10 protein-coding genes, 2 tRNA genes and 3 rRNA genes are annotated in these 18,614 nt (G+C 43.5%); 14 read left to right on the plus strand and 1 reads right to left on the minus strand.

What is annotated here, in order from left to right:
* The 12 genes from dnaA (at window position 1) to rrf (ending at window position 14,524) form a co-directional block, all read left to right on the plus strand.
* Window positions 1-1,341 (plus strand): chromosomal replication initiator protein DnaA, encoded by a 1,341-nt coding sequence (gene dnaA / locus MHB66_RS00005; RefSeq protein ID WP_024424073.1) that lies wholly within the window; start codon window positions 1-3, stop codon window positions 1,339-1,341.
* Window positions 1,342-1,537: 196 nt separating this feature from the next.
* Window positions 1,538-2,674, plus strand: coding sequence for a DNA polymerase III subunit beta (gene dnaN / locus MHB66_RS00010; RefSeq protein ID WP_024424074.1), 1,137 nt, complete (start codon window positions 1,538-1,540; stop codon window positions 2,672-2,674).
* Window positions 2,675-2,824: 150 nt separating this feature from the next.
* Complete coding sequence (gene yaaA, locus MHB66_RS00015) at window positions 2,825-3,040, plus strand: S4 domain-containing protein YaaA (RefSeq protein ID WP_008360916.1); 216 nt, start codon at window positions 2,825-2,827, stop codon at window positions 3,038-3,040.
* Between the two features lie 16 nt (window positions 3,041-3,056).
* Window positions 3,057-4,169: a DNA replication/repair protein RecF gene (gene recF, locus MHB66_RS00020; RefSeq protein ID WP_041105878.1), complete on the plus strand. Its 1,113-nt coding sequence runs from the start codon at window positions 3,057-3,059 to the stop codon at window positions 4,167-4,169.
* Between the two features lie 17 nt (window positions 4,170-4,186).
* A complete protein-coding gene (locus MHB66_RS00025) occupies window positions 4,187-4,432 on the plus strand; it encodes an extracellular matrix/biofilm biosynthesis regulator RemA family protein (RefSeq protein WP_034283648.1) in 246 nt (81 codons plus the stop codon).
* Between the two features lie 57 nt (window positions 4,433-4,489).
* Window positions 4,490-6,406 (plus strand): DNA topoisomerase (ATP-hydrolyzing) subunit B, encoded by a 1,917-nt coding sequence (gyrB, locus tag MHB66_RS00030; protein WP_041118480.1) that lies wholly within the window; start codon window positions 4,490-4,492, stop codon window positions 6,404-6,406.
* Window positions 6,407-6,638: 232 nt separating this feature from the next.
* Window positions 6,639-9,143: a DNA gyrase subunit A gene (gene gyrA / locus MHB66_RS00035; protein WP_034283649.1), complete on the plus strand. Its 2,505-nt coding sequence runs from the start codon at window positions 6,639-6,641 to the stop codon at window positions 9,141-9,143.
* A gap of 364 nt (window positions 9,144-9,507) precedes the next feature.
* Window positions 9,508-11,056: ribosomal RNA gene (locus MHB66_RS00040) — 16S ribosomal RNA — on the plus strand.
* A gap of 95 nt (window positions 11,057-11,151) precedes the next feature.
* Window positions 11,152-11,228 (plus strand) — tRNA-Ile (locus MHB66_RS00045).
* Window positions 11,229-11,242: 14 nt separating this feature from the next.
* Window positions 11,243-11,318: transfer RNA gene (locus MHB66_RS00050), tRNA-Ala, on the plus strand.
* Between the two features lie 98 nt (window positions 11,319-11,416).
* Window positions 11,417-14,347, plus strand: a 23S ribosomal RNA gene (locus MHB66_RS00055).
* Between the two features lie 61 nt (window positions 14,348-14,408).
* A 5S ribosomal RNA gene (rrf, locus tag MHB66_RS00060) occupies window positions 14,409-14,524 on the plus strand.
* Together the 16S, 23S and 5S rRNA genes with 2 tRNA genes alongside form the textbook arrangement of a ribosomal RNA operon.
* An 11-nt stretch (window positions 14,525-14,535) precedes the next feature.
* On the opposite strand, the gene MHB66_RS00065 is transcribed toward rrf, so the two are convergent.
* Window positions 14,536-15,504 carry a YaaC family protein gene (locus MHB66_RS00065; RefSeq protein WP_041115184.1) on the minus strand — a complete coding sequence of 323 codons (969 nt, stop codon included), beginning with the start codon at window positions 15,502-15,504 and terminating at the stop codon, window positions 14,536-14,538.
* 121 nt (window positions 15,505-15,625) lie between these two features.
* On the opposite strand from MHB66_RS00065, the gene guaB reads away from it, so the two are divergent.
* Window positions 15,626-17,092, plus strand: a complete 1,467-nt coding sequence (gene guaB, locus MHB66_RS00070; RefSeq protein ID WP_024426749.1) for an IMP dehydrogenase — start codon at window positions 15,626-15,628, stop codon at window positions 17,090-17,092.
* Between the two features lie 160 nt (window positions 17,093-17,252).
* Complete coding sequence (locus MHB66_RS00075; RefSeq protein ID WP_041115182.1) at window positions 17,253-18,578, plus strand: D-alanyl-D-alanine carboxypeptidase family protein; 1,326 nt, start codon at window positions 17,253-17,255, stop codon at window positions 18,576-18,578.
* The last annotated feature ends 36 nt before the right edge of the window (window positions 18,579-18,614 follow it).

Here is an 18,614-nt window from a genome sequence, read left to right on the forward strand (position 1 = left end):
ATGGAAAATATTTTGGATCTGTGGAATAAAGCACTTCAAAAAATAGAGACAAAATTGAGCAAACCCAGTTTTGAGACATGGATGAAATCGACAAAAGCCCATTCTCTTCAGGGAGATACGCTTACAATTACGGCACCTAATGAATTTGCTAGAGATTGGCTTGAGTCAAGATATCTTCACTTAATTGCTGATACCATCTATGAACTAACAGGTGAAGAGCTCAGCATTAAATTTATTATTCCTCAAAATCAGGACGAAGAGGAAGCCATGCCAAAGTCTCCTATCAAAAAAATGTCTAAAGAAGAGCCCGTTGACATTCCACAAAATATGCTGAATCCAAAATATACATTTGATACTTTTGTTATTGGTTCAGGCAACCGTTTTGCTCATGCCGCTTCACTTGCAGTCGCGGAAGCACCAGCAAAAGCATATAACCCGCTTTTTATTTATGGGGGCGTTGGTTTAGGAAAGACTCACTTGATGCATGCGATTGGTCATTACGTGATCGACCATAATCCATCGGCCAAAGTGGTCTATCTATCATCTGAAAAATTTACTAATGAATTTATCAACTCAATTCGAGATAACAAAGCTGTCGACTTCCGTAACCGCTATCGGAATGTAGATGTGCTTTTGATAGATGATATTCAATTTCTAGCAGGAAAAGAACAAACACAAGAAGAGTTTTTCCATACATTCAACACACTTCACGAAGAAAGTAAGCAAATCGTCATTTCTAGTGACCGGCCTCCGAAGGAAATTCCGACACTTGAAGACAGATTACGCTCTCGATTTGAATGGGGCTTAATTACAGACATTACTCCGCCAGATCTAGAAACGCGCATCGCAATTCTGCGCAAAAAAGCAAAGGCAGAAGGTTTGGACATTCCAAATGAAGTCATGCTGTACATTGCCAATCAAATCGACAGCAACATTCGTGAGCTGGAGGGTGCTTTGATTCGTGTTGTTGCTTATTCATCTTTAATTAATAAAGACATTAATGCAGATCTAGCAGCTGAGGCGCTAAAGGACATCATTCCTTCATCAAAGCCTAAGGTCATTACAATTAAAGATATTCAAAGAATTGTAGGGCAGCAATTTAATATTCGATTAGAGGATTTCAAAGCAAAGAAACGTACGAAGTCAGTTGCTTATCCAAGACAAATTGCCATGTACCTCTCTAGAGAAATGACCGATTCCTCTCTGCCTAAAATCGGAGAAGAATTTGGCGGTCGTGATCATACGACTGTCATTCATGCTCATGAGAAGATTTCGAAATTAATTGTTGAAGATGAACAGCTTCAGCAGCATGTCAAAGAGATCAAAGAACAATTAAAATAACCAAGCTGATATAATGAGTACGGGAAAATGTGAATAACTAGAGCATAGTCATACACAGTCTGTCCACATGTGGATAGGCTGTCTTTCCTTTCTTTTTCATGACTTATCCACATATTCACAAGCCCTACTATTACTTCTACGATTTTTATTAATAAAATATATATACATGTCATTAAGAAAATTTAGGAGGACCACTATGAAATTCACGATTCAAAAAGATCGTCTTGTCCAAAGTGTCCAAGATGTATTAAAGGCTGTATCCTCTAGAACAACGATTCCTATTTTGACAGGGATTAAAATTGTTGCGTCTGATGAAGGGGTTTCTCTAACAGGAAGCGATTCTGATATCTCAATTGAATCTTTCATTCCTCAAAGAGATGGAGATTTAGAGGTTATCACCATTGATCGTCCGGGAAGTATTGTGCTTCAAGCCCGCTTCTTTAGTGAAATTGTAAAGAAACTGCCTATGTCTACTGTCGAAATTGAAGTAGAACAAAATCACCTGACGATCATCCGCTCTGGTTCAGCGGAATTTAACCTAAACGGCTTAGATGCTGAAGAATATCCGCATCTTCCACAAATTGAAGAGCATCATGCATTTCAAATTCCGACAGATCTGCTTAAAAACTTAATTCGTCAAACTGTTTTTGCAGTGTCCACCTCAGAAACACGACCTATCTTGACAGGTGTAAACTGGAAGGTGGAAAAAGGTGAATTAATATGCACGGCGACGGATAGCCACCGTCTTGCTTTAAGAAAAGCGAAGCTAGATATTAACGAGGAAAGTTCGTATAATGTCGTGATTCCAGGGAAGAGTTTAACAGAGCTAAGTAAAATTCTTGATGATGGACAAGATCTTGTGAGCATCGTCATTACAGAAACCCAAGTTCTTTTTAAAGCACAAAATGTGCTGTTCTTCTCAAGGTTGCTGGATGGAAATTATCCAGATACAGCTCGTCTGATCCCGCAAGAAAGTAAAACGGATGTCGTGGTCAACACGAAAGAGTTCCTTCAAGCCATTGATCGTGCATCACTTTTGGCAAGAGAAGGACGTAATAATGTCGTGAAACTGTCAGCTGATCCTGAACAAAGCCTTGAAATCTCTTCTAATTCACCTGAGATCGGTAAAGTGGTGGAGACGGTTCAAGCAGATGACATTAAAGGGGAAGATCTTAAAATCTCCTTCAGTCCAAAATATATGCTGGATGCGTTAAAAGTATTAGAGGGAACAGATATTCATGTAAGCTTCACTGGTGCAATGAGACCGTTCCTGCTGCGTACGCCGAATGATGATTCTATCTTGCAATTGATTCTTCCGGTAAGAACGTATTAATTCAAACTAAAATGGCTGCTGTGTGAGTGCACAGCAGCTTTTCTTCTCGTTTTCCATGCTTTCTTTCATCCCAGTTGGCTTTCCCCCTTTCCTTCTTGTCTTGTTTTTTAGTACAATTAGATATTAGTGATATTGAAAGAGGTCGATACAATGCCTAATCTTATAACCATTGAAACAGAAATGATTACATTAGGGCAGTTTTTGAAATTAGCCGAAGTCATCCAATCTGGCGGAATGGCGAAATGGTTTTTAAGTGAACATGAGGTGTTCATTAATCAAGAGCCAGATAATAGACGGGGACGCAAACTATACCCAGGAGATGTTGTCGAGATTGAAGGTTACGGCACATTTCAAGTTGTGAATTAGAAACGGGTGACAATACATGTACATTCAAAGTCTGGCGTTAACTTCATACCGAAACTATGAACACACCGAGCTTCAATTCGACAATAAGGTGAATGTCATGATCGGTGAGAATGCCCAAGGTAAAACGAACTTGATGGAAGCGATCTATGTATTGTCGATGGCAAAGTCTCATCGTACGTCAAATGATAAAGAACTTATCCGATGGGACCAAGACTATGCTAAAATAGAAGGTAGAGTCATTAAAAAAAATGGTCCACTCCCAATGCAGCTCGTGATCTCAAAAAAAGGGAAAAAGGGCAAGGTCAATCACATTGAACAACAGAAGCTCAGTCATTATGTTGGTGCATTAAACACCATCATGTTTGCGCCAGAGGACTTAAGTCTTGTGAAGGGCAGCCCGCAAATCCGCAGAAGATTCCTCGACATGGAGATTGGACAAGTTTCTGCTGTCTACTTACATGATTTATCGCTCTATCAAAAAATCCTTTCTCAGCGGAATCATTACTTGAAACAATTGCAGACAAGAAAGCAATCGGATCAAGCGATGCTGGAGATTTTAACAGAGCAGTTGATTGATGCGGCAGCGAAAGTGGTCAAAAGACGACTGACTTTTACGAAACAGCTCGAAAAATGGGCGCAGCCGCTGCATTTTGGGATTTCTAGAGAGCTAGAAACACTCACGCTCCAATACCAGACGGCAATAGAGGTATCAGAAGCGTCAGACTTGTCGAAAATAAAGAATAGCTATGAAGAATCGTTTCAGAAACTAAGAGAGAGAGAAATAGACCGAGGGGTGACACTGTGGGGACCTCACAGAGATGACCTGCTTTTCTTTGTGAATGGCCGGGATGTTCAGACATATGGCTCTCAAGGGCAGCAAAGAACAACAGCTCTTTCACTAAAGCTGGCAGAAATTGATCTGATACATGAAGAAATCGGAGAATATCCTATTCTTCTACTTGATGATGTGTTATCTGAACTTGATGATTACAGACAGTCTCATTTGCTCCATACCATTCAGGGGCGAGTACAGACCTTCGTCACCACAACAAGTGTTGAAGGCATCGATCACGCCACCCTGAAAGAAGCGGAAATTTTCAGAGTAGCCAGTGGAAAAGTAATTGACTGATAAATGAGGTGTGAGTCTTGTATATTCATTTAGGTGATGATTGTGTTGTTTCTACACGAGAGATTGTCGCAATTGTTGATTACAAAATGAGGTCGTCTTCTGTTGTAGAAGAATTTCTACAAAAACAGGAGAAACATATCATTTCGTTATCACAAGGGACACCCAAATCCATTGTCGTCACAACTGAGTCTGTTTATTACTCTCCTCTTTCCTCAAGCACGCTCAAAAAACGTGCTTCGTTTGTGATTGAAATTGAAGTCTAAAAGCTCAATTCATATAAATATATCGTTTAAGAAAAGTGTAGGTGAATGTACGTGGCAATGGAACAGCAACATAATAGTTATGATGAAAATCAGATACAGGTGCTTGAAGGACTAGAAGCTGTTAGAAAACGTCCAGGAATGTACATTGGGTCAACCAATGCAAAAGGACTTCACCATCTTGTATGGGAAATTGTCGACAACAGTATTGATGAGGCATTAGCTGGTTATTGTACAGACATTACAGTGCAAATTGAAAAGGATAACAGCATTACAGTAAAAGATAATGGCCGCGGGATTCCTGTTGGAATTCATGAGAAAATGGGGCGTCCTGCCGTAGAGGTCATTATGACTGTTCTTCACGCTGGCGGTAAATTTGACGGCAGCGGTTATAAAGTATCTGGCGGTCTGCATGGTGTAGGGGCATCTGTTGTAAATGCATTATCTACTACCTTAGACGTGACCGTATACCGTGACGGAAAAATTCATTATCAGCAGTTCAAACGCGGTGTTCCAGTGGGAGATTTAGAGGTTATTGGTGAAACAGATGTAACCGGGACAACAACCCACTTTGTGCCAGATCCAGAAATTTTCACGGAAACCATTGAATTTGATTACGATACACTTGCTAACCGTGTTCGTGAGTTAGCTTTCTTAACAAAAGGTGTAAATATCATCATAGAAGACTTGCGTGAAGGCAAAGAGCGGAGAAATGAATACTGCTACGAAGGCGGTATTAAGAGCTATGTAGAACATTTAAACCGCTCAAAAGAAGTCGTTCATGAAGAACCTGTGTACATCGAAGGTGAGAAAGACGGAATCACAGTTGAAGTAGCATTACAATATAACGATTCCTATACAAGCAATATCTATTCCTTCGCCAACAATATCAACACGTATGAAGGCGGAACACACGAAGCTGGTTTTAAAACCGGTCTAACGCGTGTCATCAATGACTATGCTCGTAAAAATGGCGTATTCAAAGATGGGGATGCGAATTTAAGTGGTGAAGATGTGCGAGAAGGCTTAACAGCCATTATCTCCATCAAACATCCAGACCCTCAATTCGAAGGGCAAACGAAGACAAAGCTTGGGAACTCAGAAGCGAGAACCATCACAGACTCCCTTTTCTCAGAAGCACTTGAGAAATTCTTGCTTGAAAATCCTGATTCTGCGAAAAAAATTGTGGAAAAAGGACTGATGGCAGCTCGTGCAAGAATGGCTGCCAAAAAGGCTCGTGAGCTGACAAGACGTAAAAGTGCGCTGGAAGTCTCCAGCTTACCTGGGAAACTGGCGGACTGTTCTTCTAAAGATCCTTCCATCTCTGAGCTCTATATTGTAGAGGGAGATTCTGCGGGCGGATCTGCTAAGCAAGGCCGTGATCGTCACTTCCAAGCGATCTTACCGTTAAGAGGGAAGATCCTAAACGTAGAAAAAGCTCGTTTAGATAAAATTTTATCGAACAACGAGGTTCGTGCAATGATTACAGCGTTAGGAACTGGAATTGGAGAAGACTTCACTTTAGAGAAAGCACGCTATCACAAAGTTGTGATCATGACAGATGCCGATGTAGATGGAGCGCATATCCGAACGCTTCTCTTAACATTCTTTTATCGTTACATGCGTCAAATCATTGAAAACGGTTATGTGTATATTGCGCAGCCGCCTTTATATAAAGTGCAGCAAGGAAAACGTGTGGAGTACGTGTATAACGATAAACAGCTGGATGAGCTGTTAAAATCACTACCTCAAACACCAAAGCCTGGACTTCAGCGTTATAAAGGTCTTGGAGAGATGAATGCTACTCAGCTTTGGGAAACAACAATGGACCCTGATGCGAGAACACTTCTTCAAGTCACACTTGAGGATGCGATCGATGCTGATGAGACATTTGAAATGCTGATGGGAGATAAAGTAGAGCCGAGACGGAACTTTATCGAAGAAAATGCACAATACGTGAAAAACCTTGATATTTAGATGAATCCCTCCTGAGAACAACCTTATTTCTTGTTTGGAATAAGGTTGTTTTTCAAGAAACAGGGGTGTGAAACGAATGTCCTGGTTTTCCGTGTTTTCGTTGATTTTCTAGTAAATTAATGTGTATAAAGCCGAGATTATTGATATAATGAAGAATAGTCTTGTGAAGATAAATACATATTTTACTCCCACATAATTTATTTCATGTGATACGTAAAGGGAGGTTCTTATAGTGAGTGAACAACATACACCAAATGTACGCGAAGTGAATATTAGTCAAGAAATGCGTACGTCCTTTTTAGATTATGCAATGAGTGTTATTGTTTCGCGTGCATTACCAGATGTGCGAGATGGATTGAAGCCCGTGCATCGAAGAATTTTGTATGCGATGAATGACCTAGGTATGACAAGTGATAAACCATTTAAGAAATCTGCACGTATCGTTGGAGAAGTTATCGGTAAGTACCACCCTCACGGTGACAGCGCTGTATACGAAGCGATGGTTCGTATGGCGCAAGACTTCAACTATCGAAATATGCTGGTTGAAGGACACGGAAACTTTGGTTCTGTCGATGGAGACAGTGCAGCAGCAATGCGTTATACTGAGGCGCGTCTATCTAAAATTTCAATGGAAATCCTTCGTGATATCACCAAGGATACGATTGATTATCAAGATAACTACGATGGCAGTGAAAGAGAACCAATCGTCATGCCTGCTCGTTTCCCGAACTTATTAGTCAACGGGGCAACAGGTATCGCTGTAGGGATGGCAACCAACATTCCGCCTCACCAGCTAGGTGAAGTGATTGATGGTGTACTGGCAATTAGTCAAAGTCCAGAAATGACAACACAGGAACTAATGGAGATCATTCCAGGACCAGACTTCCCAACTGCGGGACAAATCATTGGCCGAAGCGGAATCCGTAAGGCATATGAAACAGGCCGGGGCTCTATTACATTACGTGCTAAGTCTATCATCGAAGAAACATCCAGCGGTAAGCAGCGGATTGTCATCAATGAAATTCCATATCAGGTCAACAAAGCCCGTTTGATCGAAAAAATCGCTGATCTTGTGCGCGATAAAAAGATCGATGGCATTACAGATCTGCGTGACGAGTCTGATCGTAATGGAATGCGGATTGTGATTGAACTGCGAAGAGATGCGAACGCCCACGTTCTATTAAACAATCTTTATAAACAAACGACACTCCAAACATCATTTGGAATCAACTTATTGGCACTTGTCGATGGACAGCCTAAAGTCTTGTCCCTCAAACAATGTCTTGAATATTATCTAGAGCATCAAAAAGTGATTATTCGCAGAAGAACAGCATATGAACTTCGTAAAGCTGAAGCAAGAGCTCATATTCTAGAAGGTTTAAGAATCGCTCTTGACCACTTAGATGAAGTCATTGCATTAATTAGAAGCTCTCAAACTGCTGAAATCGCGAGAAATGGCTTAATGGAGAACTATAGCTTGTCCGAAAAACAAGCACAGGCCATTCTTGATATGCGTCTTCAGCGCTTAACTGGTTTGGAAAGAGAAAAGATAGAAGAAGAATACAAAGGGCTTGTTGATTTGATTGCTGAGTTGAAAGCCATTTTAGCAGACAATGAAAAAGTTCTTGAAATCATTAGAGAAGAATTAACAGAAATCAAAGAACGTTTCAATGATACGCGCCGTACTGAAATTGTGACAGCAGGTATTGAAACAATTGAAGACGAAGATTTGATTCCTGTTGAGAACATCGTGATTACGCTGACTCATAATGGTTATATCAAGCGTCTGCCTGCATCAACATACCGCAGTCAAAAAAGAGGCGGTAAAGGTGTTCAGGGAATGGGAACCAATGAGGATGATTTCGTAGAACAGCTGATTTCAACATCTACCCATGATACGATCCTCTTCTTCTCTAATAAAGGGAAGGTCTATCGTGCGAAGGGATATGAGATTCCTGAATTCGGACGGACAGCGAAAGGGATTCCGATTATTAACCTGCTTGAAGTAGAAAAGGGAGAGTGGATTAATGCCATTATTCCAGTAAGCGAATTTGATGAAGATTCGTATCTCTTCTTTACAACAAGACATGGTGTATCAAAACGAACTTCATTGTCTCAGTTTGCCAACATTCGAAACAATGGACTTATCGCATTAAGTCTTCGTGACGAAGATGAACTGATGGCTGTCCGTTTAACCAATGGAGAAAAACAAATCATCATTGGAACGAAAAAAGGTATGCTGATTCGTTTCGACGAGACAGATGTTCGTGAAATGGGGCGTACGGCAGCTGGCGTGAAAGGAATTACGCTTTCTGAAGATGACATCGTCGTTGGGATGGAAATCCTTGAGCCAGATGCAAACGTATTGATTGTCACCGAAAAAGGATATGGTAAGTTAACACCTGAAAAAGAATACCGTGTTCAAAGTCGGGGCGGTAAAGGTCTTAAAACATGTAAAATCACTGACAACAATGGTCCGCTTGTCGCAGTGAAGGCGACGAATGCTGAAGCTGAAGAGGACTTGATGATTATTACAGGAAGCGGTGTGATCATTCGTATGGCCGTTTCAGACATTTCAACAACAGGTCGAGTCACTCAAGGTGTCCGCCTGATCCGTCTAGGTGATGATGAACATGTCGCTACAGTGGCATTAGTTGAACAATCACAAGAAGATGATGAAGAGAATTCTGAAGAAAACGTAGAAACTATAGAGTCAGATCAAGAGCAATCTGAGTAAAAATAAAGCCGGTTTTTCACCGGCTTTATTTTTTTCTAAAAAAACATGAGTTTTTTTGAAATTTATAATGCTTTTTTCATAGATATGTGTTAATCTTTCAAAGGAGCAAAAAGAGGCTCTATTTTTTATCTCTGTTACAGTGGAAACTTCTTAAAAAAATAAAATGTTTTTCAAGAAAAATGTTGACTGTTGATAGAGATATATGATATATTTAAGTGGTCGCTTTAAGAGAGTGACAAACAAGTTCTTTGAAAACTAAACAAGACAAAACGTACCTGTTAATTCGAGTTTTTATAAAAAAATCCTATGAAACTTCATAGGTAGTCAGTCAAACTGGCGAAAAGCAAAACTTCGGTTTTGTATTTTTTCGGAGAGTTTGATCCTGGCTCAGGACGAACGCTGGCGGCGTGCCTAATACATGCAAGTCGAGCGGACAGAAGGGAGCTTGCTCCCGGATGTTAGCGGCGGACGGGTGAGTAACACGTGGGTAACCTGCCTGTAAGACTGGGATAACTCCGGGAAACCGGAGCTAATACCGGATAGTTCCTTGAACCGCATGGTTCAAGGATGAAAGACGGTTTCGGCTGTCACTTACAGATGGACCCGCGGCGCATTAGCTAGTTGGTGGGGTAATGGCTCACCAAGGCGACGATGCGTAGCCGACCTGAGAGGGTGATCGGCCACACTGGGACTGAGACACGGCCCAGACTCCTACGGGAGGCAGCAGTAGGGAATCTTCCGCAATGGACGAAAGTCTGACGGAGCAACGCCGCGTGAGTGATGAAGGTTTTCGGATCGTAAAGCTCTGTTGTTAGGGAAGAACAAGTGCGAGAGTAACTGCTCGCACCTTGACGGTACCTAACCAGAAAGCCACGGCTAACTACGTGCCAGCAGCCGCGGTAATACGTAGGTGGCAAGCGTTGTCCGGAATTATTGGGCGTAAAGGGCTCGCAGGCGGTTTCTTAAGTCTGATGTGAAAGCCCCCGGCTCAACCGGGGAGGGTCATTGGAAACTGGGAAACTTGAGTGCAGAAGAGGAGAGTGGAATTCCACGTGTAGCGGTGAAATGCGTAGAGATGTGGAGGAACACCAGTGGCGAAGGCGACTCTCTGGTCTGTAACTGACGCTGAGGAGCGAAAGCGTGGGGAGCGAACAGGATTAGATACCCTGGTAGTCCACGCCGTAAACGATGAGTGCTAAGTGTTAGGGGGTTTCCGCCCCTTAGTGCTGCAGCTAACGCATTAAGCACTCCGCCTGGGGAGTACGGTCGCAAGACTGAAACTCAAAGGAATTGACGGGGGCCCGCACAAGCGGTGGAGCATGTGGTTTAATTCGAAGCAACGCGAAGAACCTTACCAGGTCTTGACATCCTCTGACAACCCTAGAGATAGGGCTTTCCCTTCGGGGACAGAGTGACAGGTGGTGCATGGTTGTCGTCAGCTCGTGTCGTGAGATGTTGGGTTAAGTCCCGCAACGAGCGCAACCCTTGATCTTAGTTGCCAGCATTCAGTTGGGCACTCTAAGGTGACTGCCGGTGACAAACCGGAGGAAGGTGGGGATGACGTCAAATCATCATGCCCCTTATGACCTGGGCTACACACGTGCTACAATGGACAGAACAAAGGGCTGCAAGACCGCAAGGTTTAGCCAATCCCATAAATCTGTTCTCAGTTCGGATCGCAGTCTGCAACTCGACTGCGTGAAGCTGGAATCGCTAGTAATCGCGGATCAGCATGCCGCGGTGAATACGTTCCCGGGCCTTGTACACACCGCCCGTCACACCACGAGAGTTTGCAACACCCGAAGTCGGTGAGGTAACCTTTATGGAGCCAGCCGCCGAAGGTGGGGCAGATGATTGGGGTGAAGTCGTAACAAGGTAGCCGTATCGGAAGGTGCGGCTGGATCACCTCCTTTCTAAGGATATATGGAGCAGCGTACGTTTTCGTCTTGTTTAGTTTTGAAGGAACTTGCAAAAGATCCTACAACATCATATCTTCGATATGAAAGATGGGCCTGTAGCTCAGCTGGTTAGAGCGCACGCCTGATAAGCGTGAGGTCGGTGGTTCGAGTCCACTCAGGCCCACCATCTTCTATTAAATCGGGGCCTTAGCTCAGCTGGGAGAGCGCCTGCCTTGCACGCAGGAGGTCAGCGGTTCGATCCCGCTAGGCTCCACCAACGTGTTCTTTGAAAACTAGATAACAATAAGTAATACATTCACATTGAATGCAATGCAAAGTTCATCACACATAGTGATTCTTTCTAAAGTAAGAAATGGTTAAGTTAGAAAGGGCGCACGGTGGATGCCTTGGCACTAGGAGCCGATGAAGGACGGGACGAACACCGATATGCTTCGGGGAGCTGTAAGCAAGCTTTGATCCGGAGATTTCCGAATGGGGAAACCCACTGCTCGTAATGGAGTAGTATCCATACTTGAATACATAGAGTATGAGAAGGCATACCCGGGGAACTGAAACATCTAAGTACCCGGAGGAAGAGAAAGCAAATGCGATTCCCTGAGTAGCGGCGAGCGAAACGGGAACAGCCCAAACCAAGAGGCTTGCCTCTTGGGGTTGTAGGACACTCTATACGGAGTTACAAAGGAATGATATAAGCGAAGAGGTCTGGAAAGGCCCGCCAAAGAAGGTAACAGCCCTGTAACTGAAATGTCGTTCTCTCCAGAGTGGATCCTGAGTACGGCGGAACACGTGAAATTCCGTCGGAATCCGGGAGGACCATCTCCCAAGGCTAAATACTCCCTAGTGACCGATAGTGAACCAGTACCGTGAGGGAAAGGTGAAAAGCACCCCGGAAGGGGAGTGAAATAGATCCTGAAACCGTGTGCCTACAAGTAGTCAGAGCCCGTTAACGGGTGATGGCGTGCCTTTTGTAGAATGAACCGGCGAGTTACGATCCCGTGCAAGGTTAAGCAGAAGATGCGGAGCCGCAGCGAAAGCGAGTCTGAATAGGGCGCATGAGTACGTGGTCGTAGACCCGAAACCAGGTGATCTACCCATGTCCAGGGTGAAGTTCAGGTAACACTGAATGGAGGCCCGAACCCACGCACGTTGAAAAGTGCGGGGATGAGGTGTGGGTAGGGGTGAAATGCCAATCGAACCTGGAGATAGCTGGTTCTCTCCGAAATAGCTTTAGGGCTAGCCTCAAGGTAAGAGTCTCGGAGGTAGAGCACTGATTGGACTAGGGGCCCCTACCGGGTTACCGAATTCAGTCAAACTCCGAATGCCGATGACTTATCCTTGGGAGTCAGACTGCGAGTGATAAGATCCGTAGTCGAAAGGGAAACAGCCCAGACCGCCAGCTAAGGTCCCAAAGTATACGTTAAGTGGAAAAGGATGTGGAGTTGCTTAGACAACCAGGATGTTGGCTTAGAAGCAGCCACCATTTAAAGAGTGCGTAATAGCTCACTGGTCGAGTGACTCTGCGCCGAAAATGTACCGGGGCTAAACGTATCACCGAAGCTGCGGACTGTTCTTACGAACAGTGGTAGGAGAGCGTTCTAAGGGCTGTGAAGCCAGACCGGAAGGACTGGTGGAGCGCTTAGAAGTGAGAATGCCGGTATGAGTAGCGAAAGACGGGTGAGAATCCCGTCCACCGAATGCCTAAGGTTTCCTGAGGAAGGCTCGTCCGCTCAGGGTTAGTCGGGACCTAAGCCGAGGCCGAAAGGCGTAGGCGATGGACAACAGGTTGATATTCCTGTACCACCTCCTCACCATTTGAGCAATGGGGGGACGCAGGAGGATAGGGTAAGCGCGGTATTGGATATCCGCGTCCAAGCAGTTAGGCTGGGAAATAGGCAAATCCGTTTCCCGTAAAGGCTGAGCTGTGATGGCGAGCGAAATTTAGTAGCGAAGTTCCTGATTCCACACTGCCAAGAAAAGCCTCTAGCGAGGTGAGAGGTGCCCGTACCGCAAACCGACACAGGTAGGCGAGGAGAGAATCCTAAGGTGATCGAGAGAACTCTCGTTAAGGAACTCGGCAAAATGACCCCGTAACTTCGGGAGAAGGGGTGCTTCTTAGGGTGTTAAAGCCCCGAGAAGCCGCAGTGAATAGGCCCAGGCGACTGTTTAGCAAAAACACAGGTCTCTGCGAAGCCGTAAGGCGAAGTATAGGGGCTGACGCCTGCCCGGTGCTGGAAGGTTAAGAGGAGCGCTTAGCGTAAGCGAAGGTGCGAATTGAAGCCCCAGTAAACGGCGGCCGTAACTATAACGGTCCTAAGGTAGCGAAATTCCTTGTCGGGTAAGTTCCGACCCGCACGAAAGGCGCAACGATCTGGGCACTGTCTCAACGAGAGACTCGGTGAAATTATAGTACCTGTGAAGATGCAGGTTACCCGCGACAGGACGGAAAGACCCCGTGGAGCTTTACTGCAGCCTGATATTGAATGTTGGTACAGCTTGTACAGGATAGGTAGGAGCCTTGGAAACCGGAGCGCTAGCTTCGGTGGAGGCATCGGTGGGATACTACCCTGGCTGTATTGACCTTCTAACCCGCTGCCCTTATCGGGCAGGGAGACAGTGTCAGGTGGGCAGTTTGACTGGGGCGGTCGCCTCCTAAAATGTAACGGAGGCGCCCAAAGGTTCCCTCAGAATGGTTGGAAATCATTCGCAGAGTGTAAAGGCACAAGGGAGCTTGACTGCGAGACCTACAAGTCGAGCAGGGACGAAAGTCGGGCTTAGTGATCCGGTGGTTCCGCATGGAAGGGCCATCGCTCAACGGATAAAAGCTACCCCGGGGATAACAGGCTTATCTCCCCCAAGAGTCCACATCGACGGGGAGGTTTGGCACCTCGATGTCGGCTCATCGCATCCTGGGGCTGTAGTCGGTCCCAAGGGTTGGGCTGTTCGCCCATTAAAGCGGTACGCGAGCTGGGTTCAGAACGTCGTGAGACAGTTCGGTCCCTATCCGTCGCGGGCGCAGGAAATTTGAGAGGAGCTGTCCTTAGTACGAGAGGACCGGGATGGACGCACCGCTGGTGTACCAGTTGTTCTGCCAAGGGCATCGCTGGGTAGCTATGTGCGGACGGGATAAGTGCTGAAAGCATCTAAGCATGAAGCCCCCCTCAAGATGAGATTTCCCATTCCGCAAGGAAGTAAGATCCCTGAAAGATGATCAGGTTGATAGGTCTGAGGTGGAAGCGTGGTGACACGTGGAGCTGACAGATACTAATAGATCGAGGACTTAACCTATATTCTAATGTGAAGCATGAACATTGTTATCTAGTTTTGAGAGAACATTCTCTCCATCAGGTTTGGTGGCGATAGCGAAGAGGTCACACCCGTTCCCATACCGAACACGGAAGTTAAGCTCTTCAGCGCCGATGGTAGTTGGGGGTTTCCCCCTGTGAGAGTAGGACGCCGCCAAGCTTCTATTAGGATCAGTTCCAGTCGGAACTGGTCTTTTTTGTGTTTTCTTCTAACAGCATCATGATGTATGCTGGGAACTTCTCTTCTGCAATCTCCATGTAGCGTTCAATCATGACGTAATCATCGCTAATGTATTGAGACAGCAGCTCGTACCACCATTCTGTTTCGTAGCGGGCAATCATACTAAGGTTATACATCAATAAGTAATGGCTGATGATTTCAGGAATCCCTAGAAAAGCATCTCGTGTTGAGGGTATAAACCATTGATCCATTTCTAAATCATAATGAAGATGAGTAGCAAGTGCTGGGTTTTCTTCAAGAAATATATCAAACGTCAGTTTTTTAGCCTCTCTCTGTTTGAGTTTCCAGCTTGTATGAAACTCAAAGTATTCAATAAAGCGTTCAGCAGACATGTTATAAAGTAATGGAATATGATCTTGAATCATCATTCCATTAGCCTTTTCTACTTTAACTAAAGTCGAGGGCTGCTTTTGAAACTCAAGAATATGACTCATTTCAGGTATTTTAGACAGGAGATGGATCATCGTAAATCGTTCATCTTCAAGACCATTTAATTGAAATAGATGCTTTAACACATGCATACATAGCCCATTTCTTTGGATTTTCACCTCATCTTCACTAAAACGGTAATGCTGTTTCTTTCTCTTTCTCGATGTTACGCCATGAGCTAAAACAGAGGTTTGAGAAGGATAATGGGGATCCACTGTCAGCAAACATGCTTTAAGCAGCTGTGCCATTCCATAAAACAATAAAATGGGTTTAAGTTCTAGAGGCGCGATCGCTGCCTGTTCATAGAACGTATGGCCATGTTTTAGAAAGTAAATAAATCGTTCACAGTTTTTATAGGCTTGCTGGTTTGCATCTTGAATGTTGCGTTTCTCATATTGTTGAAATAGAAACTTTTGGGAGGTTTCGAGCGAGTAAAAACGTTTTAAATCCTTCCATCCTGAACTTTTCATCTTCTTCCTCAACTCTCTTTATATTTTCTAAAAATTGCAACTGTTTGTTGCTTCCTTGACATGCTGTTTGCTAGTTGATAATCTACATATAATATTTTGCCGAAAAGAGGGGGATTTACTAATGTGGGAAAGTAAATTTTCAAAAGAAGGTTTGACGTTTGACGATGTTTTGCTTGTTCCAGCAAAGTCTGAAGTACTTCCGCGTGATGTCGATTTATCAGTGGAGCTAACAAGCACATTAAAGCTAAACATTCCAATTATCAGTGCGGGAATGGACACAGTGACGGAATCACAAATGGCGATTGCAATGGCACGTCAAGGTGGTCTTGGTATTATTCATAAGAACATGTCCATTGAACAGCAAGCAGAACAGGTGGATAAAGTAAAACGTTCAGAGCGCGGCGTTATTACAAATCCATTCTTCTTAACACCAGAGCATCAAGTATTTGATGCAGAGCATTTGATGGGTAAATACCGTATTTCAGGTGTGCCGATTGTCAACAACGAACAAGACCAAAAGCTTGTTGGTATTATTACGAACCGTGACCTTCGTTTTATTTCGGATTATTCAATGAAGATTAGCGACGTGATGACAAAAGAGGAACTTGTGACAGCTTCTGTTGGTACAACATTAGAAGAAGCTGAAAAAATCCTACAGCAGTACAAGATTGAAAAATTACCTCTTTTAGATGACGAAGGAACGTTAAAAGGTCTTATCACAATCAAAGATATTGAAAAAGTGATTGAATTCCCTAACTCCTCTAAAGATGCACATGGCCGTTTAATTGTTGGTGCCGCTGTTGGTGTCACTGGCGATACAATGACACGTGTGAAAAAATTAGTCGAAGCCAATGTAGATGTCATTGTCATTGATACAGCACACGGTCATTCTCAAGGTGTTCTAAACACTGTATCGAAAATCCGTGAAACGTATCCTTCTCTTAACATCATTGCTGGTAATGTTGCAACAGCTGAAGCAACAAAAGCATTGTTTGAAGCAGGAGCAGATATTGTGAAAGTCGGTATCGGACCAGGATCTATTTGTACAACACGTGTTGTTGCAGGTGTCGGTGTACCACAAATCACAGCGATCTATGACTGTGCAACAGAAGCAAGAAAACATGGTAAAGCTATTATTGCAGATGGTGGAATTAAATATTCAGGTGATATCGTGAAAGCATTAGCATCTGGCGGACATGCTGTTATGCTGGGAAGCCTTCTAGCTGGTACATCTGAAAGCCCAGGAGAAACAGAAATTTTCCAAGGTAGACGTTTCAAAGTTTATCGTGGTATGGGTTCTGTCGCTGCAATGGAAAAAGGAAGTAAAGATCGTTACTTCCAAGAAGATAATAAAAAATTCGTTCCTGAAGGTATCGAAGGCCGTACACCATACAAAGGGCCAGTCGTTGATACAGTGTATCAACTAGTTGGCGGTATTCGTTCTGGTATGGGCTATTGTGGAACGCAAGATTTACGCACTCTTAGAGAAGAAGCACAATTCATTCGTATGACGGGTGCAGGACTTCGTGAGAGTCATCCACATGATGTACAAATTACAAAAGAATCACCAAACTACACAATTTCTTGATAAATTGTGACAATCAAATTACATTTGACAGGGTCTATGACTCTGTCTATTTTTTTTGTCTTTATTGTGATAAAATTTATACTGTTGTGTTGAGATAAGCCCTTGTGGATTACATATATATGAAAAACGTCGAAAAAAGATGAATACGGAGGTATGACGATTGAACAGCAAGATGATGAAACAGCTTATGGTCTCTATCCTTGCATTGGCATTGATTGTTACAGCATTTACACCAATGTCCAAAGCAAAAGCTGCTGAAGATCCATTCAGTGTGAATGCGAAAGCAGCGATCCTTATTGAAGCTTCTACAGGTAAAATTCTTTATAGTAAAAACGCAGATCAAAGACTGCCTATTGCAAGTATGGCAAAAATGATGACAGAGTATCTATTACTAGAGGCAATTGCTGAAGGAAAAGTGAAATGGGATCAAAAGTATACGCCAGATGATTATGTATACGAAATTTCTCAGGACCGCAGCTTATCCAACGTTCCTTTGAGAAAAGATGGTTCGTATACAGTAAAAGAACTTTATCAAGCAACGGCTATTTATTCGGCAAATGCAGCAGCGATTGGTTTAGCAGAAGTGATCGCTGGATCAGAATCGAAGTTTGTTGAAAAAATGAACGCAAAAGCAAAAGAACTTGGTTTAACAAACTACAAATTTGTGAATGCAACTGGTCTGGAAAATAAAGACTTACATGGCCAACAGCCAAAAGGTACAGGTCCTGATGAAGAAAGTGAAGTATCTGCAAAAGATATGGCTTTGCTTGCACAGCATCTCATCAAAGACCATCCAGAAATTCTTGAAACAGCAAGTATTGCGAAAACAAAGTTCAGAGAAGGCACTGACGATGAAATGGACATGCCTAACTGGAACTTCATGCTTAAAGGACTTGTGAAGGAATATAAAGGTGTTGACGGTCTGAAAACGGGATCTACAGATTCAGCCGGTTCTAGCTTCACAGGTACAGCAAAACAAGGTGACATGCGTGTCATCGCAGTTATTTTGAATGCAAAAGGTAATCTTCATACAGCACGTTTCGACGTGGCAAAAAAACTGTTCGACTATGCGTTTAAAAACTTCAAGATGAAAGAAATGTACAAAAAAGGTCAACAAATTAAAGGACATGAAAACATCGAAGTGGATAAAGGCAAAGATAAAGAAGTACCTGTTGTGACGAAAGAAGCATTTTCTGTGCCAGTAAAAAATGGTGACGAAAAGAGCTATAAAGCAAAAGTAAATATCGAGAAAAAGAAACTAGAAGCTCCTATTAAAAAAGGAACGAAGGTTGGCATGCTGACGACTTCTTATTCTGGTGATGAGAAGGACTACGGCTATTTAAATAAAGACCAATCAGGTGTTGAGCTTGTGACGAAAACAAGCGATGAAAAAGCAAACTGGTTCATCCTTGCAATGCGTGGTGTAGGTGGATTCTTCGCTGGCATTTGGGGTGGAATCGTTGACACAGTAAAAGGCTGGTTCTAATAAAAAAACTGCTCTCTATACATGAGAGCAGTTTTT

The sequence above is a fragment of the Bacillus sp. FSL L8-0167 genome (genome assembly GCF_038630295.1).
Taxonomy (GTDB): domain Bacteria; phylum Bacillota; class Bacilli; order Bacillales; family Bacillaceae; genus Bacillus; species Bacillus safensis.

Bases quoted from the DNA above. Each gene is read 5' to 3' on its own strand.
- dnaA (WP_024424073.1), top strand. From the start codon at position 1: ATGGAAAATATTTTGGATCTGTGGAATAAAGCACTTCAAAAAATAGAG.
- dnaN (WP_024424074.1), top strand. From the start codon at position 1,538: ATGAAATTCACGATTCAAAAAGATCGTCTTGTCCAAAGTGTCCAAGAT.
- yaaA (WP_008360916.1), top strand. From the start codon at position 2,825: ATGCCTAATCTTATAACCATTGAAACAGAAATGATTACATTAGGGCAG.
- recF (WP_041105878.1), top strand. From the start codon at position 3,057: ATGTACATTCAAAGTCTGGCGTTAACTTCATACCGAAACTATGAACAC.
- gyrB (WP_041118480.1), top strand. From the start codon at position 4,490: ATGGAACAGCAACATAATAGTTATGATGAAAATCAGATACAGGTGCTT.
- MHB66_RS00065 (WP_041115184.1), bottom strand. From the start codon at position 15,504: ATGAAAAGTTCAGGATGGAAGGATTTAAAACGTTTTTACTCGCTCGAA.
- guaB (WP_024426749.1), top strand. From the start codon at position 15,626: ATGTGGGAAAGTAAATTTTCAAAAGAAGGTTTGACGTTTGACGATGTT.